Annotated in this window: 15 protein-coding genes; 11 read left to right on the top strand and 4 right to left on the bottom strand. The window is 66.8% G+C overall.

Annotated elements, in window-relative coordinates; all coding sequences use genetic code 11:
• Positions 1-73 precede the first annotated feature (73 nt).
• The gene (locus BM244_RS08840) at positions 74-838 is read left to right on the top strand and encodes an AcvB/VirJ family lysyl-phosphatidylglycerol hydrolase (RefSeq protein ID WP_093399055.1); all 765 of its coding nucleotides are present in this window, start codon (positions 74-76) and stop codon (positions 836-838) included.
• Positions 839-1,057: 219 nt separating this feature from the next.
• On the opposite strand, the gene BM244_RS08835 is transcribed toward BM244_RS08840, so the two are convergent.
• Positions 1,058-1,876 (bottom strand): glutaminyl-peptide cyclotransferase, encoded by an 819-nt coding sequence (locus tag BM244_RS08835; protein ID WP_093398570.1) that lies wholly within the window; start codon positions 1,874-1,876, stop codon positions 1,058-1,060.
• Between the two features lie 46 nt (positions 1,877-1,922).
• On the bottom strand, positions 1,923-2,792 hold the full coding sequence (locus tag BM244_RS23775) for a cold-shock protein (protein WP_093398569.1): 870 nt from the start codon (positions 2,790-2,792) through the stop codon (positions 1,923-1,925).
• Between the two features lie 303 nt (positions 2,793-3,095).
• On the opposite strand from BM244_RS23775, the gene BM244_RS08825 reads away from it, so the two are divergent.
• The 6 genes from BM244_RS08825 to BM244_RS08800 all read left to right on the top strand — a co-directional run bounded on the left by BM244_RS08825 (position 3,096) and on the right by BM244_RS08800 (position 8,936).
• Positions 3,096-3,716, top strand: coding sequence for a ribonuclease D (locus BM244_RS08825; RefSeq protein WP_093398568.1), 621 nt, complete (start codon positions 3,096-3,098; stop codon positions 3,714-3,716).
• A complete protein-coding gene (gene lptC, locus BM244_RS08820; protein WP_093398567.1) occupies positions 3,713-4,369 on the top strand; it encodes an LPS export ABC transporter periplasmic protein LptC in 657 nt (218 codons plus the stop codon). The genes BM244_RS08825 and lptC overlap by 4 nt, the downstream gene beginning before the upstream one ends.
• A 5-nt stretch (positions 4,370-4,374) precedes the next feature.
• Positions 4,375-4,923, top strand: a complete 549-nt coding sequence (locus BM244_RS08815; RefSeq protein WP_093398566.1) for an LptA/OstA family protein — start codon at positions 4,375-4,377, stop codon at positions 4,921-4,923.
• 109 nt (positions 4,924-5,032) lie between these two features.
• Positions 5,033-5,815, top strand: a complete 783-nt coding sequence (lptB, locus tag BM244_RS08810) for an LPS export ABC transporter ATP-binding protein (protein WP_056474335.1) — start codon at positions 5,033-5,035, stop codon at positions 5,813-5,815.
• Positions 5,816-5,983: 168 nt separating this feature from the next.
• Positions 5,984-7,483 carry an RNA polymerase factor sigma-54 gene (gene rpoN / locus BM244_RS08805; protein WP_093398565.1) on the top strand — a complete coding sequence of 500 codons (1,500 nt, stop codon included), beginning with the start codon at positions 5,984-5,986 and terminating at the stop codon, positions 7,481-7,483.
• A gap of 61 nt (positions 7,484-7,544) precedes the next feature.
• On the top strand, positions 7,545-8,936 hold the full coding sequence (locus BM244_RS08800) for a DUF418 domain-containing protein (protein WP_093398564.1): 1,392 nt from the start codon (positions 7,545-7,547) through the stop codon (positions 8,934-8,936).
• A gap of 11 nt (positions 8,937-8,947) precedes the next feature.
• Here BM244_RS08800 and BM244_RS08795 read toward each other — a convergent pair whose 3' ends face one another.
• Positions 8,948-9,946, bottom strand: a complete 999-nt coding sequence (locus BM244_RS08795) for a ligase-associated DNA damage response exonuclease (protein ID WP_093398563.1) — start codon at positions 9,944-9,946, stop codon at positions 8,948-8,950.
• A gap of 92 nt (positions 9,947-10,038) precedes the next feature.
• Between BM244_RS08795 and lepB the strand changes: the two genes are divergently transcribed.
• Positions 10,039-10,977, top strand: a complete 939-nt coding sequence (lepB, locus tag BM244_RS08790) for a signal peptidase I (RefSeq protein ID WP_093398562.1) — start codon at positions 10,039-10,041, stop codon at positions 10,975-10,977.
• Between the two features lie 56 nt (positions 10,978-11,033).
• Here lepB and BM244_RS08785 read toward each other — a convergent pair whose 3' ends face one another.
• Entirely contained in the window at positions 11,034-11,639 is a 606-nt protein-coding gene (locus BM244_RS08785; protein WP_093398561.1) for a hypothetical protein, read from the bottom strand.
• A gap of 92 nt (positions 11,640-11,731) precedes the next feature.
• Here BM244_RS08785 and BM244_RS08780 point away from each other — a divergent pair, with 92 nt between their 5' ends.
• The 3 genes from BM244_RS08780 to BM244_RS08770 all read left to right on the top strand — a co-directional run bounded on the left by BM244_RS08780 (position 11,732) and on the right by BM244_RS08770 (position 16,786).
• The gene (locus tag BM244_RS08780) at positions 11,732-14,155 is read left to right on the top strand and encodes a ligase-associated DNA damage response DEXH box helicase (RefSeq protein WP_093399054.1); all 2,424 of its coding nucleotides are present in this window, start codon (positions 11,732-11,734) and stop codon (positions 14,153-14,155) included.
• A 364-nt stretch (positions 14,156-14,519) separates the two neighbouring features.
• A complete protein-coding gene (locus BM244_RS08775; protein ID WP_175518138.1) occupies positions 14,520-15,329 on the top strand; it encodes a retroviral-like aspartic protease family protein in 810 nt (269 codons plus the stop codon).
• 59 nt (positions 15,330-15,388) lie between these two features.
• Complete coding sequence (locus BM244_RS08770; protein ID WP_093399053.1) at positions 15,389-16,786, top strand: M20/M25/M40 family metallo-hydrolase; 1,398 nt, start codon at positions 15,389-15,391, stop codon at positions 16,784-16,786.
• Positions 16,787-16,878: the final 92 nt, after the last annotated feature.

Here is a 16,878-nt window from a genome sequence, read left to right as displayed (position 1 = left end):
TTCCCCGCTATCGCCGCAGACTGATCGGCGTTCCGCACGCATGGCGCCGGTTTCGCTCAGTTTGGAGAGCCCGATGGACGTTACCCGCGCGAAGACCCGACGGCGCGTCCGGCGTGGCAGCTGGGTCACCGGGATCGTTTCGGCGATCGTCGTGCTGTTCGTCTACCTCGCCGGGTATTTCGATCGCGATCCGGTGCATGTGTATCCGGCGATCGGCGTGCGCGTGTCGGGGCCGCCGCCGATCGCGGTCGTGAACTTCTCGGGCGACATGGGGCTTCGGTTCCTGCTCGGCGCGTCGACCTCTCGTGGACTGACCGAACACGGCATCCCGGTCGTCGGCATCACGACGCCGGCCTTGTTCGCGCATCATCGGACGCGCCAGGAGCTGGATGCGATCATAGCGGACGGCGTGCGGACGGCGCTGGTACGCACGGGTGCCAAACGGGTCGTGGTGATGGGACAGTCCTACGGTGCGGATATCGTCCAGACCGGCATGGTGAACCTGCCTTCGACGTTGCGCGCTCGGGTGGCGGCGATCGTGTTGATCCTGCCCGGCGATACGGTGTTCTACCGCGCCGATCCGTCGGGGCTGCTGTACGATCACGGCACGCCCGACAGCATGGGCGCGACGACGGGCAATGCGCTGACCTGGGCGCCGGTTACGTGCATCTACGGGTTGGAGGAGACCGACAGCCTGTGTCCGCTGCTGACAACGGCGAACGCGCGGAAGGTGGGGATGCCGGGGGGACATAATATCCACCACGATGCGGATGGCTTGCTGGCGCATGTGCTCGCGGTGGTCCGGTCGGTGGCACCGGGGGCTGGGCGGGGGTTCTGAGGTCGGGCGACGCGCGACGGTGTACGCTTCGACCGGCCCCCGCGCTGTTCGAGACTTTGCCCTTGCCCAACCGTCATCGCAGCGAAAGCCGGAATCTCATCGTGTAGGGCACGCGCCCGCCAAACGGGGATACCCCAGCTTTCGCCGGGGTGACGGTCCGGCTCTACGCCGCGGGAAACACGTAGCAGAGCGTTGTTGGGGACCGTCACTCAACGCAGACTATTGCGGCGCGGCGGCGATCTTTATCTCGAAGAGCGTCGGCCAGTATTTGCCCGTCACGAACAGCCGGTCGGCCTTCGCGTCCCAGGCGATCCCGTTGAGCACCGCCTCGCGGTCGGTCGCAGCGATTTCGGCAACCAGCGGGCGGAGGTCGATCACCGCGGCAACCTTGCCAGTCGCGGGGTCGATGCGGACCAGAAAGCCGGTGTGCCAGACGTTGGCAAGTAGCGCGCCGTGGACATATTCGAGTTCGTTGATGTCGCGTAGGGGGCGCCCGTCGATCGTCACCGCCACCCGCCTGCGCTCGGCCAGCGTCAGCGGATCGCGGACGATGATGTCGGAACTGCCGTCGGACTGGAGCAGCGAGACGCCGTCGCTGGTCAGCCCCCAGCCTTCGCCGGTGTAGCGGTTCTGCCCCTTGGGCTTCAGCGTGCGAACATCCCAGCGGTGCGCGATGCCGTCATGCCAGGTGAGGCTGACGAGCTGGTCCTTCCACAGCGCAAGGCCTTCGCCGAACTGCGCCGGGTCGATCCGCGCCCTGGCGAGAATCTTGCCGTCCTTGAGCGAGACGCGGCGGACGTCGGATTGCCGCTCCTGCCCCGTGCTCTCGTACAGCGCACCGTCGTGCCAGAGCAGCCCTTCGGTGAACGCAGTCCGGTCGTGCGGGTAGCGCGCGACGATCGTCGCCGAGAACACCGGCACGCGAGTCGGCTCGCGCGGAGCCGCGACAGCACCCTGCCCGGCCTGCGCCACGGACGACAGCGAGGACGATGAAACGAGAACGGCCGGTCCCGCCAAAGCGAAACCGGCCGCAATCATTATCCTACCGAACACGGTACGATCAGCGTTCTGAGTCAGGCAGCTATCAGCCGCCTGCGCTCAGGTTCACCGCTGCGTACTTGCCGCGACGATCGACCTCGAGCTCGAACTCGAGCTTGTCGCCCTCGTTCAGCGTCGACATGCCGGCGCGCTCGACGGCCGAGATGTGGACGAATGCGTCAGGCTGTCCGTCGTCGCGCTGGATGAAGCCGAAGCCCTTCATCGCGTTGAAGAACTTGACCGTACCGGTCGCCTTCTCGCCGGTGAGCTGACGCTGTGCGCCACCTGCACCACCGTCACGGTCGCGATCACCACCACGGGGCGCGCCCGGGCCGGCATCACGGTCACGCGGCGGGCCGCGATCGGTGACGGCCATCGGCTCGCCGTCGATCTTCAGCTCGGTTGCCGAGATACGACCACCGCGATCGACGAGCGTGAAGCCGAGCGGCTGACCCTCGGCGAGAGCAACCATGCCGGCCTGCTCGACGGCGCTGATGTGGACGAAGACGTCCTCGCCGCCGTCATCGCGAACGACGAAGCCAAAGCCCTTCTGCGCGTTGAAGAACTTTACGACGCCGGTGCCTTCGCCGACAACCTGAGGAGGCATGCCGCGACCACCGCCGCCGCCGCCACCGCCCGAGAAGCCGCCGCCACCGCCGCCGCCGCCGCGGTAACCACCGCCGCCGCCGCTGTTGCCGCCGCCGAAGCTGCTGCCGCCGCCGTAGCTGCTGCCACCGCCGCCACCGTAGCTCGAGCCACCGCCGCCGCCGTAGCTGCTACCGCCGCCGCCGAACCGATCGCCGCCGCCACCAAAGCTGCTGCCGCCGCCGAACTCGTTGTCGCCGCCGCCGAAGCTGTCGCGCTTGTCGCGGCCACGCCCGCCACGGTTCCCGCGGCCACCTTTATCGAAACCCATAAGCTCTGTTCGTCTTCCCGGTTCGCCCGCAAATTTCTCAAAACCCTTGTGCCGGACGACGAACGCAGGTTTTCCAGCGCGAAACCTTTTGCGCCTTGAGGGGACCCTTAGCGCAAAATACAAGCCGTCGCGAATAGATTCTGATCCGAGAGCGCGCGATATGGACCGATACTGACGCAAGTGTCGCTTGTGAGCCACGACTCGTCGCACCGACCGCACGCGAGCCATCTTATCGCCCGATTCCGTGCCGCAGCCTCGTATAGAACCATTGAGCGTTCCGCCGCGGGCGGCTACGGCCGGGACATGACAGTTCATCTCCACGAAGGCGACATCCCCGCCGACCTGTTCGCGGCCGGCGCCGCGATCGCCGTCGATACCGAGACGATGGGGCTGATCACGCCGCGCGACCGGTTGTGCCTCGTCCAGCTTTCCGATGGCGGCCCCGACGAGCATCTCGTCCGATTCGCCGCGGGTGCCGGCTACGACGCGCCCAATCTGAAGGCCCTGCTGGCCGATCCGGCGCGGGTGAAGCTCTATCATTTCGGCCGGTTCGATATCGCCGCGGTCCAATATTATCTCGGCGTCGTCGCCGCGCCGGTATATTGCACCAAGATCGCTTCGCGGCTGGTGCGGACCTACACCGATCGTCACGGTCTCAAGGAGATCGTGCGCGAACTGCTCGGTCAGGATATCTCGAAGCAGCAGCAGTCGTCCGACTGGGGCAGCCCCGAGCTGTCCGACGCGCAGAAGGATTATGCGGCGTCCGACGTGCGCTTCCTTCACCGGTTGCGCACCGAGCTCGACAAGCGCCTGATTCGCGAAGGACGGATGGAGCTCGCGCAGTCGTGCTTCGACTTCCTGCCGACTCGCGCGGCGCTCGATATCGCCGGCTGGCCCGAAATCGACATTTTCGCGCACGCATGATCGACGTTCCGCCACCCTCGCCGGTCGCCCGTCGCGTGCGTAGCGCGCGGCAGGACTGGGCCGCGCCCGGTGGCAGTCATGACCGGCTGGTCGCGATTGCGCGACTCGCGCTGCCGACGGCGATCGGGGTGCTCGCGGCGTTCCTCGTGATGGCGCCGCTGACGGCGGGCGGCGACGTGTCGTTCCTGCTCGACAAGAACAAGGTCGATGTCGCGCAGGAGCGGATGAAGATCCAGGCAGCGCGCTATCGGGGCGAGGACAGCAAGGGACAGGCTTTCACGCTCGACGCGAAATCCGCGATCCAGAAGAGCTCGGCCGAGCCGATCGTCCAGCTCAACCAGCTCGCCGCGCAGATCCAGCTGACCGACGGCCCCGCCAACATCAAGGCGAACACCGGCCGCTACGACATGGATACCGAGAAGGTGCAGCTGTTCGGTCCGCTGAACGCCACTGCGGCGGGCGGCTACGACCTGAAGACCACCAACGCGACGATCGACATGAAGGCGCGCACGCTCGAAAGCGGCGGGGCTGCGACCGGCACCGTCCAGCAGGGGACGTTCAGCGCGAACAAGCTGCGTGCGAACCTGGAAGAGCGGACCGTGACGCTCGATGGCAATGCGCGCTTGCGGATCATCCCCAGAGGGCCGAAATAGCCGCCATGCGCGCCACTCACATCTTCGCCGGCCTGTCCGCCGTTCTGCTCTCCACGACCGCGGTCGCGCAGCAGGCGCACAATTCCAACGCCCCGATCGATTTCGGCGCGGATCATATCGAGCTTCAGGACAAGGCGAACCGCGCCATCCTGTCGGGCAACGTCGCGGTCAAGCAGGCCGAGATGACGCTGAACTCAGCGCGGATGACGGTGGCGTATACCGGCCAGGTGATCGGCGGGAACCCGCAGGTCTCGCGCCTCGACGCATCGGGCGGGGTGGTCGTCAAGCGGCCCGACCAGACCGCGCGGAGCCAGTACGCGATCTACGATCTCAACCGTCGCGTCATCACGATGCTCGGCGCCGTCACGCTGACGCAGGCGGGGAACACCGTGAACGGCGGACGCCTGACGATGAACCTCGACACCGGGCGTTCGGTGATCGACGGGTCGTCGGTCGCAGGGGGCAGCGCGGCCGGTTCGGCGGCGGGCGGTGGCACCGTCACGCAGACCGGCGGTCGCGTGACCGGGACCTTCTCGGTCCCCAAGCGCAACTGAACCTGCTCGACATGTCGTGGGGGCTTCCCTCCGACGGCGTGGTCATGCATCTTTCCTGCCAATCCCCCGCCGAGCATCCGGCGATCGACTTTTGCGAGGGCCTGACCCCATGGACGCCACCACGCTGCCCCCGATCGAGGCCGTAGAACCGATCTCGGAGCCACCCGTCAGCAACGGGCTCCAGGTCGTCTCGATCGCCAAGTCCTACGACAAGCGCGTCGTGCTGACCGACGTGTCGGTCTCGGTCGGGCGTGGTGAAGTGGTCGGACTGCTCGGCCCCAACGGCGCGGGCAAGACGACGTGCTTTTATTCGGTGATGGGCCTGGTGAAGCCGGACTCGGGCCGCATCATGCTCGATGGCGAGGACATCACGAAGCTGCCGATGTACCGGCGCGCGATCCTCGGGCTCGGCTACCTGCCACAGGAGACCTCGATCTTCCGCGGACTGACGATCGAGAAGAACATCCTGACGGTGCTGGAGCTGTCCGAGCCGGACAAGGCCGCGCGGCAGCGGAAGCTCGATACGCTGCTCGAGGAGTTCGGTTTGACCCGGCTCCGCGCGGCGCCGGCGATGGCGCTGTCGGGCGGCGAGCGGCGGCGTGCGGAAATCGCCCGTGCGCTGGCGGCGGATCCGTCGATCATGCTGCTCGACGAGCCGTTCGCGGGCATCGATCCGATCTCGATCGCCGACATCCGCGACCTGGTGAAGGACCTGAAGCGCCGCGACATCGGCGTGCTGATCACCGACCACAATGTCCGCGAGACGCTGGAGATCGTCGATCGCGCGTACATCATCTATGACGGCCGCGTGCTGTTCTCGGGCTCCCCCGAGGAACTGGTCGCGGATGCGAACGTGCGCCGCCTGTATCTCGGCGAAGGCTTCTCGCTTTAAGCCGGTTCGACATTCACTGTTTACGATCCTCCCCCGCCAGGGGGAGGTGGCGCCAAAGGCGTCGGAGGGGGAGGACATGAAACACCGGTTGGCTCTTACCTCCCCCTCCGTCAGGCTGTGCCTGCCACCTCCCCCTTGCGGGGGAGGATTGGAACGCTCCTTCGCGTCATGAGCCTCGCCCCTCGCCTGGACATCCGTCAGTCGCAATCGCTGGTGATGACCCCGCAGCTCCAGCAGGCGATCAAGCTGCTTGCGCTGTCGAACCTGGAGATCGAGGGGTTCATCGCCGAGGAAGTCGAGCGCAACCCGCTGCTCGAAGCCAGCGCCGCCGAGGATAGCGACGCCCCCGACCGCGAGCCCGCCGCCGAAGTCCGCGACGAACGCGTCGCCGCCGACGAACTGGTCGCGGGCACCGGCGCAGGCGACGAACCGACGCTCGACGTCGACTACGCCACCGAAAGCCACCAGCAGGACAGCGTCGCCGACGGCGGCAGCGGGATGGACGGCGCGCTGTCGATGACCGGCGCGAGCACGGGGGGAGCCGGCGGCGAAGACGGCCCCGATCTCGACGCGTTCGCGGATACCAGTCTCAGCCTCGCGGATCACCTGCTCGCACAGGCCGGTCCCGCGATCGCCCGCGACGACGCGTTCATCGCCGCGCACCTGATCGACCAGATCGACGAGGCGGGCTATCTCACCGTGTCGCTGCTCGACATCGCCAATCGGCTCGGCGTTCCGCTGGTCCGCGTCGAGAGGGTGCTGGCGACGATCCAGACGTTCGATCCGACTGGGGTCGGCGCGCGCGATCTATCGGAATGCCTCGCATTGCAGGCGAAGGAAGCGGATCGTTACGATCCGTGCATGGCGCGGTTGATCGACAATCTCGACCTGCTCGCGCGCGGCGAACTGACTCGTCTGAAACGCATGTGCGACGTCGACGACGAGGACATGGCGGACATGATCCGCGAACTGCGCGGCTATGACCCGAAGCCGGGCTGCCGCTATGGCGGCGAGCCTGCGCAATCGGTGACGCCGGACCTGTTCGTCGCGCGTACCAAGGCAGGCTGGGCGATCGAGGTCAACGCATCGACCCTGCCGCGCGTCCTGGTCAACCGCAGTTACTATACCGAACTGTCGGGCGGGCAGCAGGACAAGGCGTCGAAGGCGTGGCTGTCGGATTGCCTCGCGAGCGCGAACTGGCTGGTGAAGGCGCTCGACCAGCGCCAGCGGACGATCATTAAGGTCGCGACCGAGATCGTGAAGCAGCAGGAGGCGTTCTTCCTGAAGGGCGTCGCGCACTTGCGGCCCCTGACGCTGCGCCAGGTCGCGGACGCGATCGAGATGCACGAATCGACGGTCAGCCGCGTGACGAGCAACAAATACGTCTCGTGCGCGCGCGGGCTGTACGAGCTGAAATACTTCTTCACGAGCGCGATCCAGTCGGCGGACGGCGGCGAGGCGGTCTCGGCGCAGGCGGTCAAGTCCGCGATCCGGGCGCTGATCGACACCGAGGGCGCGAAGATCCTGTCGGACGACACCCTGGTCGATCTGCTGAACGCCAAAGGCTTCGACATCGCGCGCCGGACCGTTGCAAAGTATCGCGAGGCGCTGGGCATCGGAAGCTCCGTACAACGCCGCCGGGCCCGAACATTAGAGGGTGCCGGCTAAGCTTGCGTTTCATCGCGATAGGCCTAGCGTCGAGCGTGTCATCTCGGGGGGGCCCAGAGCGATGAACGACCAAACTCTACGCGACTCAGGCTTTACAGCGGCGGGACCGGCGTTGTTGCCGGCAACCGAGCCCGATGGGGCGCCGCGGCTTCCCGTACTGGACATCCTGCGCGGGATCGCGATCCTCGGTATCCTGTTCATGAATATCAACGACATGGGCGGCTCGCTCTGGGCCTCGTTCGGCGACGTCCGGCACTTGGGCTGGAGCGCAGCCGACCGGATCGCGTGGTGGCTGCGCGAGGTCATCGCAAACGGCACGGCACGCTGCATGCTCGAACTGCTGTTCGGTGCAGGGATGGTGATTCTCACCGACCGCGCCGCGCTGGCGGTCGGCAGCCGCGTCGTGATGAAGCGCTATTACCTTCGCAACCTGCTGTTGTTCGGGTTCGGCGTCGTGCACGTCTTCATCCTGCTATGGCCTGGCGACATCCTCCACACTTACGGTCTGGCGGCGATGGTCGCATTCCTGTTCCGACGGATGCGGCCCCGTTGGCTGATCACGATCGGGCTGGTCGCGGCCGTCGCGCAACTCGGCGGCGCGGGGTATTTCGGCTATTACCAGACGCTGCACGAGCAGAGCCGGGTCGCAGCGATCCAGGCCGCGCAGGCGACGGGTCGCGCCATCACCGCGGACGACCGCAAGCTGCTGGCAACGGTTGCGAAAGGCGATGTGAAGCGCGCCAAGAGCAAGGCCGAGACGCATGCCAAGATCGCCGCGGAGGATAAGGCGCGGACCGGCAGTTTCGCGACCTGGGCGGCGATGCAGTGGAGCGTCACGATCTTCTTCGAATCGCACGGGTTCGAGCTTCTGTTCGTCCTCGAATCGGCCAGCGTGATGCTGATCGGGGCTGCGCTCTACAAGCTCGGCATCCTGCAGGGTGCCCGGTCGCGTGGCTTCTACCTGCGCATGATGCTGATCGCCTATGCCGTGGCCATTCCGTTGCGGATCATCGGTGCGGTCGAACAGACGCGGTTCGACGAGGCGCCGAGAACGATATGGGCGACCGTCGAGGTCGCGCGCGAGGCAATGACGCTTGGCCATATCGGCGCGGTGTGCCTGCTGATCGGGACGGTATCCGGCGCCCGGATGCTGCAGCCGTTCATCGCGGCGGGGCGGACCGCGCTGTCGATCTACATCCTCCAGACCATCGTCTGCCTGTGGATCCTGTTCCCGCCGTTCGGCTTCGCGCTGTACGGCACGCTCGGCTGGGCCAGTCTCATGGCAACCGCGCTGGCGATCAACATCGCGCTGTTGCTGCTCGCCAACGCCTATGTCCGGCAGTTCGACATCGCCCCGGTGGAGTGGGCGTGGCGATCGCTGGTGGAGGGGCGTGCGCTGCCGTGGCGCAAGGCAATGCCGCCGCCATTCTCCGGAGAACTACGCCCGGTGTGAGATACCAGGGCTCAGTCGTCCTCGTCCTCGAACCCCACCAGCGCGAGCGCGCGCGCCTTGATCTGGCGGGTCATGCACCAGTGGACCAGCGCGTCCTCCCGGCCGTGCGTGACCCAGACCTCGCGGGGCGCAATCTCGGTCAGCGTGGCGATGAGTTCGTCCCAGTCGGCATGGTCGCTGAGGATCAGCGGGAGTTCGACGTTCTTCTGGCGTGCGCGGCCCCGTACCCGCATCCAGCCGCTAGCCATCGCGGTGATCGGATCGGGTAGCCGCCGCGACCAGCGATCGTTGAGTGCACCGGGCGGGCACATCACGACATGCCCGGCCATGTCCGCCTTCTTCGCGTCGGCGACGGGGAGGAGTTCGCCGAGCCTGACGCCGTGCTCGGCATACAGGTCGCACAGGCGTTGCAGCGCGCCGTGAATGTAGATCGGCGCTTCGTGACCGCGCTCGCGCAGCTCGGCGATAACGCGCTGCGCCTTGCCCAGCGCATAGGCGCCGACGACGACGCAGCGATCGGGGTTGGCGTGGAGCGCGGCGATCAGCTTGTCGATCTCGTCGCCGGTGTCGGGGTGGCGGAACACCGGCAGGCCGAACGTCGCCTCGGTGATGAAGACGTCGCATTTGACGGGTTCGAACGGCGTGCAGGTCGGGTCCGCGCGGCGTTTATAGTCGCCCGATACGACGATCCGCTCGCCGCGATAGTCGAGCACGATCTGCGCGGAGCCGAGGACGTGACCGGCGGGGACGAAGCCGATGTCGACCTCTCCCATGCGGATCGTCTCGCCGTAAGCGACCGGGTTGCCGTCCTGCGGGCCGTAGCGCGCGTCCATGATTGCAAGCGTTTCGGGCGTCGCCCAGACCGCCTCGTGGCCACCGCGCGCGTGATCGGCGTGGCCGTGCGTGACGAGCGCCTTGGCGGTCGGGATCGACGGATCGATCCACGCGTCGATCGGCTTGACGAGGATGCCGTGCGGATGCGGTTCGAGCCAGTCGCCGAGTTTTGCCATCACGGTACTACGCGTGAACCAGGCCCTGGGTGCCAGCATTGTCTCTCGCCCAGTGTCCGGTAAGATGGCCGCATACACCGGGGGGATATCGATTGAGCGATTCGATTAAGGACCCGGTCGATCGACGAGGTGTGCCAGCGCGGCTAGGCCTCTCCGCACTCAACCTGATCCTGCCCGGACTCGGATTGATCCGCCTCGGCGATCGACGCGGCGCTTTGCTGGCCTTCGTGGCGCCGTTCGCCCTCGCCGCACTCGTGACGTTGGGCTTCGGTTACCTCCCCATCACCGGTTACGGCGTCGCGGTAGCGGCGTTGGTGCTGGTCATCGCGTTGCTGGGTGCGATGTACATCGTGCCGACGGTGCTCACCTGGCGGGAAAGCAGGCTTCGCGAGCCAACGCATTGGTGGTCGCGCTGGTATGCGCTGACGCTGATCGCGGTCGTCGTGCTGGGCATTTGGGAACGCGTGCCTCTGCTGATGCACCACTTCTACAAGCCGTTCTACGCACCGTCCGATAGCATGGCGCCGACGATCGGTAACGGCGACAAGTTCGTCGTCGACATGCGCTGGCGTGGGCCGCCGACGCGAGGCGACATCATCGTCTTCCAGGCGGCCGACAGCGCCCGGGTCTATCGGATCGCCGCAATCGCAGGGGACAGGATCGCGATGCGCGCAGGCCGTCCGATCGTGAACGGCGTCGCGATTGCGCAGCACGTCGAGCGCAAGGTGATGGTCGACGATCTCGACGGCGCGCACCCCATAACGATGCTGACGGAACGCCTGCCGGGCGAGCGCTCCAGCCATTGCCTATTCGACATCGACGCGTCACCGTTCGACGACATGCGCGGGGTCACCGTCCCGCCAGGCCATGTCTTCGTCCTGGGCGACAATCGCCACCGCTCCGCCGACAGTCGCGTATCCCCCGAGCAATTGGGCGTCGGGATGGTGCCGACGACTTCGATCATCGGCCGGGCGATGTACATTCACTGGAGCAGCGATCGCGCGAAGATCGGCAGTCGGCTCGATCGCTGAGCCGGTACGGGCGTCCCCACAGAGGATCGACGGTTTTAGAACGGGGGGCCAGCGGATCAGCGCCGTCCGCCGACCTTGATCGTGGCCAGGATCGCGTCCATCCGCGCCGCCGCAACCGCTTGTGTCGGCGCGTTGCGGCTGGCCGGGGCGGCCGCCTTCACCGCGTAGGTCACGCGATCGATCGCGTAGCAGGCGCCGTTGATGACGCTGCGGAAGTTGGTCGCGGTCACCTGCTGGCTCATGCCGGCATCGCCGTTGGTGTAGACCGTCCAGCGATGGCCGCCGAGCATCCGGTTCGGCAGGCGCCTGGCGCTGCCCGAGACCATGCCCGCGGTGCCGCAGGTCGCGACCACGTCGGCGCTGCGGCTGAAACCGACCTGGATCAGCTCGGTCACCTGCCCCTGGCCGTCGGTCGGCTTGGCGACTTCCCAGAAGCGGACGATGCCGACGCCGCGGCCGACCGGCGCGCCATCCCACATCTGGCGCCAGCCGCGGTTCATCAGCGCGCGGCCGGCGAAATTGCGCGTCGGCGTCAGGCTGGAGGCGTAGGACAATCGGACGATGCCGCCGCCCCCGACGAACGACTTGTCGGCGGCGGTGGCATTGGCGAACGGCAGGAGTGCGAGCAACGGCAAGGGCAGGAGATAACGAAAAAGCGACACCGATCGTCTTTCACAACAGAGCTTTGGCCGAAATGCCGGTCGTTACGCGCGCGGTCCATAGCGGTGCGGCGCGACGCCCCCATATGACGCTAATGCGTGAACAGGCCGTGAGCGACCTCCCCTCCCCCTTGGAAAACTGGTTTGCCACACGGGGTTGGCGGCCGCGGCGGCATCAGCTGGAGATGCTGGCGGAAGGCCGTGCCGGGCATCATGCCCTGCTGGTCGCGGCGACCGGCGCGGGGAAGACGCTGGCCGGGTTCCTGCCGACGCTTGCCGAGCTGATCGAGGCGCCGACGACGGGTCTCCACACGCTCTACGTATCGCCGTTGAAGGCACTCGCGGTCGACGTGCAGCGCAACCTGCTGACGCCGATCGACGAGATGGGCGTCGACATCCGCGTCGAGACTCGTACCGGCGATACGCCGTCGGACCGGAAGGCACGACAACGGATCAAGCCGCCGCAGATCCTGCTTACCACCCCGGAGTCTCTGTCGCTGCTGCTGAGCTATCCGGACAGCATCACTATGTTCGAGAACCTCCGCACGATCGTCGTCGACGAGGTGCACGCGTTCGCGACCGGAAAGCGCGGCGACTTGCTCTCGCTCTGCATGGCGCGGCTCCGGAAGATTTCGCCGGGGATGCGCCGCGTCGCCCTGTCGGCGACGGTCGCGGATGCGGACGGCTATCGCGCGTGGCTCGCGCCCGACGGCGATATCGACCAGGTCGCGATGGTCCGGGGCGAGGCCGGCGCGGATCCCAACATCGCGATCCTGCTGCCCGAAGGCCGCGTGCCATGGTCGGGGCATTCGGGCCGCTATGCCGCCGCGCAGGTGATGGCGGAGATCGAGGCGCACGAGACCTCGATCGTGTTCTGCAACACGCGCAGCCTGGCGGAACTGATCTTTCAGGACCTGTGGAAGGTGAATTCGGCCAACCTGCCGATCGGCGTCCACCACGGCAGCCTGGCGAAGGAGGCGCGCCGAAAAGTCGAGAACGCGATGGCCGAGGGGAAACTGCGCGCGCTGGTCGCGACGTCGAGCCTCGATCTGGGCGTCGACTGGGGCAACGTCGATTGCGTGATCCAGATGGGCGCGCCGAAGGGATCGTCGCGACTGTTGCAGCGGATCGGGCGCGCCAACCACCGGCTCGACGAATCGTCGCAGGCAATCGTCGTGCCGGGCAACCGATTCGAATATCTGGAGGCGCGCGCGGCGCTGGACGCGGTCGAGGCGGGCGAACTCGATGCGGACATTTTCCGCGTCGGTGCGCTCGACGTGCTGGCGCAGCACGTGATGGCGTGTGCGTGCGCGGCACCGTTTCGTGAAGCCGATCTGCTCGACGAAATCCGCTCTGCGCTCCCCTATTCCGCACTGCCGACCGAGACGTTCGAGCGCGTTCTGCACTTCATCAGCGACGGCGGCTATTCGCTGAAAGCCTATGACCGGTTCAAGCGGCTGACCAAGGACGCGGACGGGACGTGGCGCGTCAGCCATCCCAAATTCATTGGTCAGCATCGGCTGAACGCAGGAATCATCGTCGAGGCGACGATGCTCAACGTGCGGTTCGGCAACGGTCGTGTGCTCGGCCGCGTCGAGGAGGCGTTCGCGGCGCAGTTGAGCCACGGCGATACGTTCTTCTTCGCCGGGCTCAGCCTGGAGGTGATGAAGATCGACCTCGAGGATCTGGTCGTGCGTGCGACGTCGAAGCCCGCGCGGATCCCGACCTATGGCGGCAGCCGGATGCCGCTGTCGACCAACCTCGCCGACCGCGTCCGCGGGTTCCTCGCGCATCCGAGCGACTGGGCGCGCTTCCCGGACGACGTGCGCGAATGGCTGGAGATGCAGGCGTATCGATCGGTCATGCCGGAGCCCGGCCAACTGCTGGTCGAGACGTTCCCGCGCGAGGGGCGGCACTACATGGTCGCGTACAGCTTCGAGGGCTGGAACGCGCACCAGTCGCTTGGGATGCTGATCACGCGGCGGATGGAGACGCAGGGGCTGAAACCGCTTGGCTTCGTCGCGAATGATTATGCGCTGGCGGTGTATGGGCTGGAGAAGATCACCGATCCCGCCGCGCTGTTCTCGGCGGATATCCTCGAGCACGAGTTCGTCGAATGGGTGCAGCAATCGCATCTGCTCAAGCGTGCGTTTCGGGAGGTCGCGGTGATCGGCGGGCTGGTCGAGCGCCAGCATCCGGGCAAGCGCAAGACCGGCAAGCAGGTGACGTTCTCGACCGACCTTATCTACGACGTGCTGCGCAAGTACGAGCCGACGCATCTGCTGCTGGAGGCGGCGTGGGCGGATGCGCGCGCGCGGATGACCGATGTGGGGCGGTTGGCGTCGTTGCTCGATCGCGCCGCGGCGACGATGGTGCATGTCGATCTGGAGCGGGTCACGCCGCTCGCAGTGCCGGTGCTGACACTGATCGGGCGCGAGAAGATCTCGACGAACAGCTCGGACGACGCGCTGCTGATCGAGGCGGAAGCGATGATCGCGGATGCGATGCGGCCGGATTGAGGGGCAAGGGCGGCCCCGTTAAAAGCACCACCCCGGCGAAGGCCGGGGCCCAATTGGAAAGGTGGCCGTAACGAAGCGCTGTCCTCCATTAACAACCGCCCCCAGTTGGGCCCCGGCCTCCGCCGGGGTGGAAGCGCTTGGGAGGGACGTTCGTCCTTAACAACGTTAGTTGCGCGTGTACGAAATCAGGCGCAGCATTTGCAGCATGCGCAGGTGGCTAGCCCCTCTACTGCTAGTCATCGCCGCCCAAGCAAGCGCTCAGGACGCCGCCCCTTCGCGCTCCAATGCTGCACCCCCGGTCAGTGCAGCATCCGCAACAGAGCCCGACCCCGCCACGCTGCTGTTCGGCGACGACCAGACCCGCATGACGGTACCCGTCACAATCGCCGGCGCAGGCCCATTCCCCTTCGTCGTCGACACCGGCGCGCAGCGGACCGTCATCGCCCGCGAACTCGCGGCGACGCTCGGTCTCGCACCAGGCCGGACCGTCCGCGTCACCGGCATGACGGGTTCGGACAGCATCGGCACCGTCATGATCCCCTCGCTGAAGGTGAGCGTGATCGGCAGCAAGGCGATCGAGGCGCCAGCGATCAGCGCGATCAATCTCGGCGCACGCGGGCTGCTCGGGATCGACACGTTGCAGGATCACGCGGTGAGCATCGACTTCGACACCAGGACGATGACCGTCGTCCCCTCGCGCCAACGCCAAGTTCGCGAGCGTGCGGGTCCAGACGAGATCGTGATCCGCGCGCGCAGCCTGTTCGGACAGCTGGTCGTCACCGACGCCTATTGCAACGGCATCCGCATCCGCGTCATCCTCGATACCGGCACCTCGATCAGCATGGCCAATGACGCGCTGCGGCGGAAGGTCACGCGCAAGCGCATGGGCCGGGCCGGAACGTCGCAGCCGGTGTCGCTGACCGGCGTCACCGGAGAGACCGTGGTGGCGGATTACACGACGATCGACCGCGTCACGATCGGCAGCCTGACGATAGGCGACCTGCCGATCGCCTTCACCGCGGTCGACGCGCCGCCGTTCCGCATTTTCGGGCTTGCGGATCGACCGGCGGTGCTGCTCGGGATGGACGTGCTGCAGCTCTTCCGCCGCGTCGACATCGACTTCGCCAACCGCGAGGTACGGCTGGCACTGCCGCGGGGAACGCTGCGTCGTTGAGGTTGCACCGGCACGCGTTCGCTGCAACTCTCCCGTCATAAACCATCAAGGGGATGACGATGCGCGCGACTGGCTGGCTACTTACGGCGGCGATTCTGACGACACCATTCTCGGCGCACGCGCAGTCGCGGCCCGACCAGAAGGCGTTCTTCGGGCTCTACAAGGAACTGGTCGAGACCAACACGACGCTGTCCGCGGGCAGCTGCACGCAGGCCGCGGCGCAGATCGGAGCACGGCTGAAGACGGCGGGCTATGCCGACGCCGACATCACCTATTTCTCGGTGCCCGAGCATCCGAAGGACGGCGGGCTGGTCGCGGTACTGAAGGGGTCGGACGCGGCGCTCAAGCCGATGCTGCTGCTCGCACATCTCGACGTGGTCGAGGCCAAGCGCGAGGATTGGGTGCGCGATCCGTTCAAGCTGATCGAGGAAGGCGGCTATTATTACGCGCGCGGCACCGTCGACGACAAGGCGCAGGCGGCGATCTGGTCCGACGCGATGATCCGCTTCAAGACTGGCGGGTACAAGCCGAAGCGGACGATCAAGCTCGCGCTGACCTGCGGCGAGGAGACGACCTTCGCGTGGAACGGCGCGCAGTATCTGGCGAAGGAAAAGCCCGACCTGATCGCCGCCGAGTTCGCACTGAACGAGGGCGGCGGCGGGCGTACGGACGATAACGGCAAGCGGCAGCTGCTTGCGATCCAGGTCGGCGAGAAGGCGGCGCAGAACTATACGTTCCTCGCCACCAACCCGGGCGGGCACAGCTCGCAGCCGACCCCGGAGAACGCGATCTACGAGCTCGCCGACGCGGTGAAGGCCGTGCAGGGCTACGAGTTCCCGGTGAAGTTCACCGATACCACCAAGGCCTTCTTCGCGGCGAGCGCCAAGGCGATGCCCGGCGAGATGGGCAGCGCGATCACCAAGCTGCTCACCAACCCTGAGGACAAGACGGCGGACGCGATCGTCAGCCGCGACAAGGCGATGCACTCGACGCTCCGGACGACGTGCGTGGCGACGTTGCTGAGCGCGGGGCACGCCGAGAACGCGTTGCCGCAGCGCGCGACCGCAAACATCAACTGCCGGATCTTTCCGGGAGAGACGGTCGACGGCACGCTCGCCAAGCTGAAGGAACTGGCGGGGGCCAAGGTGACGGTGACGGCGAACCAGCCGGTGCGGCCGACCGCGATCCCGCCGACGCTCGATCCCAAGATCATGGGGCCGGTGACCAAGGTCGCGGCGAAGCATTTCCCCGGCCTGCCGATCCTGCCGCTGATGTCGACGGGGGCGACCGACGGGATCTTCTTCGAGGCGATCGGGATCCCGGTCTACGGCGCGCCCGGCGTGTTCATCGACAAGGATATGGGGGGTATTCATGGCCTCAACGAGCGGATCCGGGTGGCTTCGCTGTATGATGGCCGCGACTACCTCTTCGACTTGGTGAAGGCGTTCGCGGGGTGAGCGCACTGTCCCTCGCCCCTCCGGGGAGAGGGAGGGAGGAGCCTTAGGCGACGGAAGGGAGAGGGGCTTGAGGCTCGGGACGGTGCCCGACA

It is taken from the genome of Sphingomonas sp. OK281 (genome assembly GCF_900115295.1).
Classification (GTDB): Bacteria; Pseudomonadota; Alphaproteobacteria; order Sphingomonadales; family Sphingomonadaceae; genus Sphingomonas.
The sequence above is the reverse complement of the archived record's forward strand: the minus strand, read 5'-3'. Positions and strand labels throughout refer to the sequence as shown.

Excerpts from the sequence above, each read along its gene's own strand:
- BM244_RS08840 (WP_093399055.1), top strand. The coding sequence starts at position 74 with ATGGACGTTACCCGCGCGAAGACCCGACGGCGCGTCCGGCGTGGCAGC.
- BM244_RS08835 (WP_093398570.1), bottom strand. The coding sequence starts at position 1,876 with ATGATTGCGGCCGGTTTCGCTTTGGCGGGACCGGCCGTTCTCGTTTCA.
- BM244_RS23775 (WP_093398569.1), bottom strand. The coding sequence starts at position 2,792 with ATGGGTTTCGATAAAGGTGGCCGCGGGAACCGTGGCGGGCGTGGCCGC.
- BM244_RS08825 (WP_093398568.1), top strand. The coding sequence starts at position 3,096 with ATGACAGTTCATCTCCACGAAGGCGACATCCCCGCCGACCTGTTCGCG.
- lptC (WP_093398567.1), top strand. The coding sequence starts at position 3,713 with ATGATCGACGTTCCGCCACCCTCGCCGGTCGCCCGTCGCGTGCGTAGC.
- BM244_RS08815 (WP_093398566.1), top strand. The coding sequence starts at position 4,375 with ATGCGCGCCACTCACATCTTCGCCGGCCTGTCCGCCGTTCTGCTCTCC.
- lptB (WP_056474335.1), top strand. The coding sequence starts at position 5,033 with ATGGACGCCACCACGCTGCCCCCGATCGAGGCCGTAGAACCGATCTCG.
- rpoN (WP_093398565.1), top strand. The coding sequence starts at position 5,984 with ATGAGCCTCGCCCCTCGCCTGGACATCCGTCAGTCGCAATCGCTGGTG.
- BM244_RS08800 (WP_093398564.1), top strand. The coding sequence starts at position 7,545 with ATGAACGACCAAACTCTACGCGACTCAGGCTTTACAGCGGCGGGACCG.
- BM244_RS08795 (WP_093398563.1), bottom strand. The coding sequence starts at position 9,946 with ATGGCAAAACTCGGCGACTGGCTCGAACCGCATCCGCACGGCATCCTC.
- BM244_RS08780 (WP_093399054.1), top strand. The coding sequence starts at position 11,732 with ATGCGTGAACAGGCCGTGAGCGACCTCCCCTCCCCCTTGGAAAACTGG.
- BM244_RS08775 (WP_175518138.1), top strand. The coding sequence starts at position 14,520 with ATGACGGTACCCGTCACAATCGCCGGCGCAGGCCCATTCCCCTTCGTC.
- BM244_RS08770 (WP_093399053.1), top strand. The coding sequence starts at position 15,389 with ATGCGCGCGACTGGCTGGCTACTTACGGCGGCGATTCTGACGACACCA.